We start from the raw sequence: 10,227 nt of genomic DNA, 5'->3' as shown, positions 1-10,227 counted from the left end.
CCGCCCCCGCCGTGATCAGCAGCGCCCGGTGCCGGTGGCTCCCGTCCCCCGGCCCCCGCGGCGGGCCGGGCCGGCCCGGCGGCGCGGGAGGCACCGGCGCCGGTAGCAGGGTCGACCGGGTACGGGTCCGGCCGGGCGGCCCGGGGTCCGGCACGGGGGCGCCGCGGGTGCTCCCGGCCTCCGCCTCCGCGAGCAGGGCGAGCGCCTCGGCAGCGGTCGGCCGCTCGGCCGGGTCCTTGCGCAGCAGCGCCTCGATGACCGGGGCGAGGGCGCCCGCGTGCAGCGGCGGCGGGAGCGGTTCGGCGACCACCGCCTGCAGGGTGCCCATGGTGGTGGTGCGGTGGAACGGCGAGCGGCCCTCCACCGCCGCGTACAGCGTGGCGCCCAGCGACCACAGGTCGGACTCGGGCCCGGGCCGGTGGCCGCTGACCCGCTCGGGCGCGACGTACTCGGGCGAGCCGACGATGTCACCGGTACGGGTGAACCCGGGCGAGCCCTCCAGCAGGGCGATGCCGAAGTCGGTGAGCACCACCCGCCCGCCGCGTTCCAGCAGGACGTTGGCGGGTTTCACGTCCCGGTGCAGCACACCGTGCCGGTGCGCCTCGTCGAGCGCCCCCAGCACCTGGCCGCCGACCCGGGCCGCGTCGCGCGGCAGCAGGGTCCCCTCGGAGTCGATCACCTCGGCCAGCGAGCGGCCGTCGATCAGCTCCATCACGATCCACGGCCGGCCGTCCTGCTCCAGCACGTCGTACACGGTGACCACACCGCGGTGCCTGATCTGCGCCGCCGCCCGGGCCTCCTGCTGCATCCGGGAGCCCAGGGTGCGCAGCTCGGCCTCCGGGATGCCGGTGACGGCGAGCTCCTTCACCGCGACCCGGCGCTGCAGCTTGGTGTCCAGCGCCACCCAGACGGTGCCCATCCCGCCGCTGCCCAGGCGCTCCCCGAGCACGTAGCGGCCGGCCAGGACCCGGTCGGGGCCGGGCACCGTGTCGTCCTGAGAACTCATCCCGACCCCACAGTCCGTGCCGGCGCAGCCGGTCCGTCCGGTGCCCCGCCGGCAGGCGGCCCCGAGTCGCCTTCCCAGTCTCCCGCCACCTCCTGGGGGTGTCCTGCGGAGCGGTTCCGGGCGCGCCCCGCGCGCCGGACGCGCGGATGGAGTAGGCATGGCGGATGCCCGTCTCGATCGTCCTGTTCACCCAGGACCTCCGTCTGCACGACAACCCGGTGCTGCGCGCCGCCCTCGCCGAGGCCGAGGAGGTGGTGCCGCTGTTCGTCCTGGACGAGGGCGTCGGCGCCACCGGCTTCGCGGTGCCCAACCGGGCGGCCTTCCTCGCCGACTGCCTGGCGGACCTGGACGCCGGGCTGCGGGCCCGGGGCGGGCGGCTGGTGGTGCGGCGCGGCGAGGCGGTGGCCGAGACCCGGCGGCTGGCCGAGGAGACGGGCGCGGCCGGGGTGCACGTGGCGGCCGGGGTGAGCGGTTTCGCGCAGCGGCGCGAGGCCCGGCTGCGGGAGGCCCTGGGTGGGCGGCTGCGGGTGCACGACGCCGTGCTGACCGCGCTGGCACCGGGCGCGGTCGCCCCCGCCGGCAAGGACCACTACGCGGTCTTCACCCCGTACTCGCGGGCCTGGCGGCAGGCCGACCGCAGGGCGCCGGTGGCCGCGCCGCACAGCGTGCGGGTGCCCGGGCAGGTCCGGGGGGTGGCGGTGCCGGCGGTGCGTCCGGACTCGCCGGGTCTGATGGCGGGCGGCGAGAGCGAGGGGCGGCGGCGGTGGGGGCGCTGGTCGCTCGACGGGTACCAGGAGCAGCACGACGACTTGGCGGGCGACGGCACCTCCCGGCTCTCCCCGTACCTGCACTTCGGGTGCCTGTCGGCGGCCGAGCTGGTGGCGCTGGCCGAGCGGCGCGGCGGGCCGGGGGCCGAGGCGTTCGTCCGGCAGCTGGTCTGGCGGGACTTCCACCACCAGGTGCTGGCCGCCCGGCCGGACGCCGCCCGGGCCGACTACCGGCCGCGCGCGGACCGCTGGCACCGGGACGCGGACGAGCTGGCGGCCTGGCGGGAGGGCCGGACCGGCTACCCGATCGTGGACGCCGGGATGCGGCAGCTCGCCGCGGAGGGCTGGATGCACAACCGGGCCCGGCTCCTGACGGCGAGTTTCCTGGCCAAGACGCTCTACCTGGACTGGCGGGCCGGGGCGGCGCACTTCCTGTCGCTGCTGGTGGACGGCGATGTCGCGAACAACCAGCTGAACTGGCAGTGGGTGGCGGGCACCGGCACCGACACCCGGCCCAACCGGGTGCTCAATCCGCTCGCCCAGGCCCGGCGCTTCGACCCGCGGGGCGACTACGTGCGCCGCTGGGTGCCGGAGCTGGCGTCCGTCGCGGGCGCGGCGGTGCACCGGCCGTGGCTGCTGCCCGAGCGGCCGGACTACCCGGCCCCGATCGTCGGTCTGGACGAGGGGCGGTTCGAGCACGGCCGGGGCCGCTGAGCCGTCCGCGCGGGCGGCCGGGCCCGGCAGCCGGGCCGGGTTGGGCCGGGCAGGGGACTCGCGGCCTGTCGGCGCCGGAAGTCCCCGGGCGCAGGCCCGACGATGGGCGCACCCGGAGAGCGGGGCGGCCGGGCACCTCCGCCGGGCCCGCCCGACCGCGGCCCGGCAGGAGGCTCCTTGAAGAACGCCCGCATCGTCCGTACCGCGCTCGCGCTGGCCGTCTGCTCGTCCGCCGTGGCGGCCGCCCCCGTGGCCGCCACCGCCCGCACACCGGGCCGGGTCACCGTCGCCGACCCGGCGCAGTACGTCGTCCCGTTCGTCGGGACCAGGCCGGGGGCGCCGAGTTTCGGCCTCGGTGACGGCGCCGGCAACACCTTCCCGGGCGCGGCCGCGCCGCTGGGGATGGTGCAGTGGAGTCCGGACACCGTCGCCTACCAGTACGGCGGCTACGCCTACGACGACGACCGGATCCGGGGGTTCAGCCTGACCCACATCTCGGGCGCCGGCTGTGGGGACTACGGGAACATCCCGTTCCTGCCGGTGCTGGACGGCGCCCCCGCCGACTTCGCCGAGTTCTCGCACGCCGACGAGTCGGCCTCGCCCGGCTCGTACGCGGTCACCTTCGGCAACGGGGTGCGGACCGAGCTGGCCGCGACCCCGCGCTCCGGCATCGCCCGGTTCAGCTACCCGGCCGGGCACACCGCCTCGCTCACCGTCGACCCGGGCCAGGGCTTCAACGACGCCTCGGGGTACGTCGCCCTGGGTACCGACTCGATCTCCGGCTACACCGACAGCGGCGGCTTCTGCGGCACCGCCAACCGCTACCGGATCTACTTCTCGGTCGTCTTCGACCGGCCGTTCAGCAGTTCCGGCATCGTCGCGGCGGGCCGGGTCGACACCGGGCGCAGGAGTGCGAGCGGGTCGAGCAAGGGGATCGCACCGCAGCCGGCCAGGACCGCCGCCGCGCAGGCCGCCCGGCCGGCGGGCGGCGGTGAGCAGCAGGAGGGTGTCCGTCCGGAGGCCGTCCCCCGGGCGTCCGGCGCCAAGGCGCTGGTCTCCTTCGACACCGCGGCCGGGCCCACCGTCACCGCCCGGGTCGGGATCTCCTTCGTCAGCGTCGAGGGCGCCCGGGCCAACCTGGCCGCCGAACAGGCCGGGGCCGGCTTCGACCAGGTCAGGGACGCGGCCCGGCGCTCGTGGAACGACCTGCTCGGCCGGGTCGCGGTCGGCGGCGGCACCACCCGGGAGCGGCGGGTCCTGTACACCGCGCTCTACCACGCGATGCTGCACCCGAGCGTGCTGAGCGACAGCGACGGCCGCTACCCGGGCTTCGACGGGCAGGTGCACACCGTCCCGGCCGGGCACGCGCGGTACGCGGACTTCTCCGGCTGGGACGTCTACCGCTCGCAGACCCAGCTGCTGGCCCTGCTGGCGCCCGCCGAGGCCGCCGACATCGCCGCGTCGATCGTCGACCAGGGCGCCCGGGCCGGGTACTTCGACCGCTGGACGCTGGCCGCCGACGGTACCGGGGTGATGGTGGGCGACCCGCTGCCGATCATCGCGGCCGGGATCCACGCCTTCGGCGCCACCGGCTTCGACGCCGCCGCGCTGGTCCGGCAGGCGGTGGCCGGCCGCCAGGACGACCGGGAGCGCCCCGGCCACGGCCCGTACGACAGGATCGGGTACGTCCCGGCGGGGACGGACGGGACGTGGGGGTCGGCGGCGACCACGCTGGAGTACACCTCCGCCGACTTCGCGGTGGCGCAGCTCGCCGCCCGGATCGGCGACGGCGCCTCGTACGACCTGCTGATGCACCGCTCCACGGGCTGGCGCAGCCTGTTCAACGGCGCCAGCGGCTACCTGCAGCCGCGCCGGTCCGACCACGCGTGGCCGGCCTTCACCCCGGACCAGCAGGACGAGTACGTGGAGGGCAGCGCCGCCCAGTACACCTGGATGGTGCCGTACAACCACCGCGGCCTGTTCGACGCGATGGGCGGCGACGGCGCCGTCACGGCCCGGCTGGACGCCTTCCTGGCGGACCTGAACGCCGGTCCGGGCTCGGAGCACGCGTTCATGGGCAACGAGCCCTCCCTGAAGGCCCCGTGGGCGTACGTCTACGCCGGGCGGCCCGACCGGACCCAGGACGTCGTCCGGCGGGCGCTGACCACGCTGTTCGGCGACGGCCCGGACGGCGAGGTGGGCAACGACGACCTCGGCGAGCTCTCCGCCTGGGCGGTCTGGGCGGCGCTCGGGATGTACCCGCAGGTGCCCGGCCGGGCCGAACTGGTGCTGGCCGGCCCGCTGTTCCCCGCCGTCACCGTCCGCCGCGGCGGCGACGGTCCGGTGATCGAGCTGAGCGCGCCGGGGGCGTCAGCGGCCGCCCGGTACGTGCACGGGCTGGCGGTCGACGGGCGGGCGTCCACCCGGCCGTGGGTCGGCGAGGACTTCGTCCGCAACGGCGGGCGGCTCGACTTCACCCTGGGCACCGACCCGGCGCCGGGCCTGGGCGGCGACCCGGCGGACGCGCCGCCGTCCTTCGACGTCGGCCCGGCGCGGCCGGTCACCGGGGCGGTCGGCGGTCCGGCGGCGAAGTGCCTGGACGTGCGGTCCGGCGGCACGGCCGACGGCACCCCGGTCCAGCTGTACGGCTGCAACGGCACCGAGGCGCAGCGCTGGACCCGGGCGTCCGACGGCACCCTGCGGGCGCTCGGCAAGTGCCTGGACGTCAGCGCGAGCCGCTCCGACGCCGGGGCGCCGGTGCAGCTGTGGCAGTGCAACGACACCGGTGCCCAGCAGTGGTGGCCGAAGGCGGACGGCACGCTGGTGTCCACGCCGTCGGGCCGGTGCCTCGACCTGGCCGGCGGCGCCACCGCGGACGGCACCCCGGCGCAGCTCTCGGACTGCGCCGGCACCGGCGCGCGGGCCTGGACGGTGCCCGGCTGACCACCCGGCCGGGGAGCGGACGGTGCCCCGCCGACCCGGTCGGGTCGGCGGGGCACCTGGCGTCACCGGGGGTGGCGGGGCCTCAGATGTGAACGGCGGGGCCGGTCTCGTTGGCACCGCGCTTGGTGAGCAGGCCGAGCCCGGCGGCCACCGCCGCGACCACCGCGGCGACCACGAACGCCACCGACATGCCGCTGACGAAGGAGGAGTGGACGGCGCCGGCCATCGCGTCCACCACGTTCTGCGGGGTGCCGGCCGGGGCCGGCGGGGCGATGCCGAGCTGGGCGGCCTGCTTCAGACCCTCGGCGTCGGCGCCCTGCGGCATCGGCACCCCGGTCCTCGCCCAGTTGCCGGGCAGCACCTCGGTGACCTTGGAGGCCATCACGGCGCCCAGGACGGCGGTGCCGAGGCTGCCGCCGACCTGCATCGCGGCCTGCTGCAGGCCGCCGGCCACACCGGCCAGCTCCAGCGGGGCGTTGCCGACGATGACCTCGGTCGCGCCGACCATGACGGGGCTCAGGCCGAGGCCCATCAGCACGAACCAGAGCGACATCACGCCGGTGCCGGAGTCGACGTCCAGGGTCGCCATGCCGAGCATGGCCGCGGTGGTGAAGAGCATGCCCGCGACGATCGGGATGCGCGGGCCGACCTTGCCGATCGCGGCACCGGCCAGCGGCGCACCGACGATCATCATCGCGGTCATCGGGAGCAGGTGGACACCGGCCTGCACCGGCGTCATGCCGTGCACGTTCTGCAGGTAGAAGGTGACGAAGAAGACGCCGCCGAAGAACGCGAAGGCCATCAGCACCATCAGCAGCGTGCCCGCCGACAGCGACACCGAGCGGAACAGCGCGAGCGGGATCAGCGGTTCCTTCGCCTTGGTCTGCCAGAGGGCGAACACCGCCATCGCGACGATCGCGCCGCCGAGGAACAGCCAGGTGGTGGCCGAGCCCCAGCCCCAGGTCGGGGCCTTGATGATGCCCCAGACCAGCATGAACATCGCACCGGACAGCAGCACGATGCCGGGCAGGTCGAAGGACTTGGCGGAGTTCTCGCTGCGGACGTCGCGCAGGATCCACAGGCCGAGCGCGAGGGCGATCAGGCCGACCGGGATGTTGATGAAGAAGACCGACTCCCAGCTGACGTGCTCGACCAGCAGGCCGCCGACGATCGGACCGGCCGCGGTCGAGGCGCCGATCACGCCGCCCCAGATGCCGATCGCCATGTTCAGCTTCTCGGCCGGGAAGGCGCCGCGCAGCAGGCCGAGCGCGGCCGGCTGGAGCAGCGCCCCGAACAGGCCCTGGAGCACCCGGAACAGGATGACCATCTGGATCGAGCCGGCGAAGCCGATCGCGGCCGAGGTGGCGGCGAAGCCGGTGGCGCCGACCAGGAAGGTCGACTTGTGGCCGAACCGGTCGCCGATCTTGCCGGCGGTGATCAGGAAGACCGCGAGCGCCAGCAGGTAACCGCTGGTGACCCACTGGATGTCGGCGGGCGAGGCACCGAGGTCGGCCTGGATGGCCGGGTTGGCGATGGCCACCACGGTGCCGTCGAGGGCGACCATCATCACGCCGACGGCCACGGTCAGCAGGGTCAGCCACGGGTGGCCCTGCAGGCCGCGTCGGGTCGACGGGGGTACGTCGCGCCGGGGCGGTACGTCCGCCTTCCCGGTGTTGACGACGGACTGGCTCATGAGAACGCCTTCCGAGGGCTGGGGTTGGGACCGGGTCGGGGACGAGGGCAGGGCTGTGGCGCCCCGGCCCACCCGTCCCCACGAGCTGTCGGGCCTGACGGGCGCCACCCGAGAAGATTATGTCAGCCACTGACATTCGGCAAACCGTGACTTGTGACTCATGCTGACATATGTCAGAGCGCTACAGTGGAGCTGCCGGCCACCCCCGCAGTCGAAAGGCCCCCACCATGGGCTCCCCGCACCCCGCGCCCGCGAACGCACCTGCGAACGCACCTGCGAACGCGCCCGTGAACGCGCCTGCGACCGTGTCCGCCAGGACACCCTCGGCCGCGGCCGACCCCGGCTGCCGGGTCCTCGGGCTGCGCGAGCGCAAGAAGCAGCGCACCAGGGACGCCCTGGTCGACGCCGCGCACACGCTGTTCCTCAACCGCGGCTACGGCGACACCACCATCGACGAGATCGCCGCCACCGTCGACGTCTCGCAGCGCACCTTCTTCCGCTACTTCGCCAACAAGGAGGAGGTCGCGCTGGCCGTCATGGCCGACGCGGAGGACTTCTTCATCGCCCGCCTGCGCGAGCGCCCCGCCGAGGAGAACCCGCTGCAGGCCATGCGCGCGGCGATCACCGAGGCCTGGCGCACCCTCGGCGACGGCCGCCGCACCGGCGCCGGCAGCGTCACGGCCGCCCTGGAACTGTTCGAGCTGATCGAGACCACCCCCACCCTGCTCGCCGCCCACCTGCGCCGCGCCACCGAACAGGAGGGCGTGGTCGCCCGGGTGCTCGCCGACCGCGAGGGGCTGGACCCGGCCACCGACCTGCGGCCCCGGCTGCTCGCCGCCGTCTTCGGCGCCGTGGTCCGGATCTCGCACCTGTCCTGGAGCACCCACACCGACGGCAACGACACCGGGCCGGACGGCATGATCGAGCTGATCGAACGCCACTTCGACCAGCTCGGCCCGGCGCTGGCCGGCTCCTGGCGGTCCTGAGGCCCCTGGGCCCGGGGCGCGGCGCACCGGCATCGGGCCGGCGGGCGGCCGGGCGGCCGGGTAGTACCCCGGTATGACACCCCGCCCGGCACCCCGGTACGACGACATCCGGCGCCCCGGCCCCTACGCTCGGGCCGGGTGAAGAGTCCCACCCTCCAGGACCGGCTGCAGGAACTTCCCCGCAGCCTGGCCTCCCCTTCCCCCGACCGCCGCCCGCTGCTCGCCGACGCGCCCAACCCGTGGCTGCGGGCCCTGCCGTACGCCGTCGCCGCGATCCTGGTCGTCACCCTGCTGCCGATCGACATCGTCGTCCTGACCGGCTCGTACGGGCTGGACGGCTATCCGGCGGCGGTGCTGTCGCTCGCCCAGACGGTACCGCTGCTGCTGGCCGTCCGGCGGCCGCTGCCGGCCTGGTGGATCATCGCCGCCGCGACCGCCGCCACCGCCGCCGTCACGGTCGGCAGCCCGGCCGGCGCCGGGCCTTGGCCGTGGCCGGCCGCCACCCTGGTCGGCTACCTGTTCCTGCTGGCCGCCCTCGCCCTGCGGGAGAGCGGCCAGGCCCTGCTGGCCGTCTGGCTGGTCACCGCGTTCGGAACGGTCGGGGCCGCGGCGGCGTTCGAGCAGCGGGCCGGCGGCGCGCCCGCGGTGGCCGTGGTGCTCGGCGGCGCGACGCTGCTCCTCGGCTGGAGCCTGCGCGGACGCGGCGAGGCCCGCCGGCGACTCGCCGAACAGGAGCAGATCAGCGAGGCCGAGCGCGGCCTGCGCACCCTGCTGGAGGAACGCACCCGGATCGCCCGCGAGCTGCACGACGTGGTCGCCCACCACATGTCGGTGATCACCGTGCAGGCCGACAGCGCCCCCTACCGGCTCACCGGGCTGCCCCCCGAGGCCGCCGCGGAGTTCGCCACCATCGCCGCCGCCGCCCGCAGCTCGCTCGGCGAGATGCGGCGGCTGCTCGGCGTCCTGCGCAGCGAGCAGCACGGCGACCCCGACCGCACCCCGCAGCCGGGCGTCCGCGACCTCGGCGGGCTGGTCGAGACAGTGGCCCAGGCCGGGGTCTCGGCCGAACTCACCGTCGGCGCCGAGGTCGAGGCGCTGCTGCCGCTGCCCGACGCGGTCGACCTGTCGGTGTACCGGATCGTCCAGGAGGCGCTGGCCAACGTGGTCCGGCACGCGCCCGGCGCCGCGGCCTGGATCTCGCTGGCCGCCGAGGACGGCGCGCTGCGGATCACCGTCGTCAACGCGGCGGCGGACGGGGTCGTGGGCGGGGGCGGGGGCGGTGCTGCCGTGGAGGCGGCCGAGGGCACCGGGCACGGCCTGGTCGGGATGCGCGAACGCGTGCGGCTGCTCGATGGGAGGCTGGACACCGGCGCGCTCCCGGAAGGCGGCTTCCGGGTGGCCGCCGTCCTGCCAGTCACCGCCCCGGGGGAGAGCACTCCATGACCATCCGCGTACTCATCGTCGACGACCAGGCGATGGTCAGGGCCGGCTTCGCCGCGCTGCTGAACGCGCAGAGCGACATCGACGTGGTCGGCGACGCCGCCGACGGCCGGCAGGCCCTGGAGGTCAGCGGCCGGACCCACCCCGACGTGGTGCTGATGGACGTCCGGATGCCCGAGATGGACGGCCTGGAGGCGGCCCGGCGCCTGCTCGACCCGCCGCCCGGGGTGGTGCACCGGCCCAAGGTGCTGATGCTCACCACCTTCGACGTGGACGACTACGTCTACGAGGCACTGCGCGCGGGGGCCAGCGGATTCCTGCTCAAGGACGCCCCGCCCGCCGACCTGATCGCCGCGGTCCGGGTGGTGGCGGCCGGCGAGGCGCTGCTGGCACCGTCCGTCACCCGGCGGCTGATCGAGGACTTCGCGCGGACCCGGCCGGCCCCGCGGCGGGACCCGGCACTGCGGCTCAACGGGCTCACCCCCCGGGAGACCGAGGTGCTGGAGCTCATCGCCCGGGGCCTGTCCAACCAGGAGATCGCGGCCCGTCTGGTGGTCGCCGAACAGACCGTCAAGACGCACATCGGGCGGGTGCTGGGGAAGCTCGGGCTGCGGGACCGGGCGCAGGCGGTGGTGCTGGCGTACGAGTCGGGGCTGGTCACACCGGGGCAGTAGGGGC

Annotated in this window: 7 protein-coding genes; 5 read left to right on the top strand and 2 right to left on the bottom strand. The window is 75.7% G+C overall.

Going from position 1 to position 10,227, the window contains the following annotated elements; translation table 11 throughout:
- Positions 1 to 1,006 (bottom strand): serine/threonine-protein kinase (locus tag AA75_RS33615; protein WP_149038528.1); only part of this gene is annotated, 1,006 nt, incomplete at its 3' end.
- A 164-nt stretch (positions 1,007 to 1,170) separates the two neighbouring features.
- Here AA75_RS33615 and AA75_RS33610 point away from each other — a divergent pair.
- Together AA75_RS33610 and AA75_RS33605 are read left to right on the top strand one after the other, a co-directional pair.
- Positions 1,171 to 2,487 (top strand): deoxyribodipyrimidine photo-lyase, encoded by a 1,317-nt coding sequence (locus tag AA75_RS33610; protein WP_033824145.1) that lies wholly within the window; start codon positions 1,171 to 1,173, stop codon positions 2,485 to 2,487.
- A 177-nt stretch (positions 2,488 to 2,664) separates the two neighbouring features.
- Positions 2,665 to 5,430, top strand: a complete 2,766-nt coding sequence (locus AA75_RS33605; RefSeq protein WP_063794492.1) for a GH92 family glycosyl hydrolase — start codon at positions 2,665 to 2,667, stop codon at positions 5,428 to 5,430.
- Positions 5,431 to 5,512: 82 nt separating this feature from the next.
- Here AA75_RS33605 and AA75_RS33600 read toward each other — a convergent pair whose 3' ends face one another.
- A complete protein-coding gene (locus tag AA75_RS33600) occupies positions 5,513 to 7,123 on the bottom strand; it encodes an MFS transporter (RefSeq protein WP_033824144.1) in 1,611 nt (536 codons plus the stop codon).
- A 287-nt stretch (positions 7,124 to 7,410) separates the two neighbouring features.
- On the opposite strand from AA75_RS33600, the gene AA75_RS33595 reads away from it, so the two are divergent.
- From AA75_RS33595 to AA75_RS33585, 3 genes are all read left to right on the top strand, one after another.
- Entirely contained in the window at positions 7,411 to 8,109 is a 699-nt protein-coding gene (locus AA75_RS33595; protein ID WP_368666625.1) for a TetR/AcrR family transcriptional regulator, read from the top strand.
- Positions 8,110 to 8,247: 138 nt separating this feature from the next.
- Positions 8,248 to 9,552, top strand: coding sequence for a sensor histidine kinase (locus tag AA75_RS33590; RefSeq protein WP_033824143.1), 1,305 nt, complete (start codon positions 8,248 to 8,250; stop codon positions 9,550 to 9,552).
- The gene (locus AA75_RS33585) at positions 9,549 to 10,223 is read left to right on the top strand and encodes a response regulator transcription factor (RefSeq protein ID WP_033824142.1); all 675 of its coding nucleotides are present in this window, start codon (positions 9,549 to 9,551) and stop codon (positions 10,221 to 10,223) included. The genes AA75_RS33590 and AA75_RS33585 overlap by 4 nt, the downstream gene beginning before the upstream one ends.
- Positions 10,224 to 10,227 lie beyond the last annotated feature (4 nt).

The sequence above is a fragment of the Kitasatospora sp. MBT63 genome, assembly GCF_000710465.2.
Classification (GTDB): Bacteria; Actinomycetota; Actinomycetes; order Streptomycetales; family Streptomycetaceae; genus Kitasatospora.
The sequence above is the reverse complement of the archived record's forward strand: the minus strand, read 5'-3'. Positions and strand labels throughout refer to the sequence as shown.

Excerpts from the sequence above, each read along its gene's own strand:
- AA75_RS33610 (WP_033824145.1), top strand. The coding sequence starts at position 1,171 with ATGCCCGTCTCGATCGTCCTGTTCACCCAGGACCTCCGTCTGCACGAC.
- AA75_RS33600 (WP_033824144.1), bottom strand. The coding sequence starts at position 7,123 with ATGAGCCAGTCCGTCGTCAACACCGGGAAGGCGGACGTACCGCCCCGG.
- AA75_RS33585 (WP_033824142.1), top strand. The coding sequence starts at position 9,549 with ATGACCATCCGCGTACTCATCGTCGACGACCAGGCGATGGTCAGGGCC.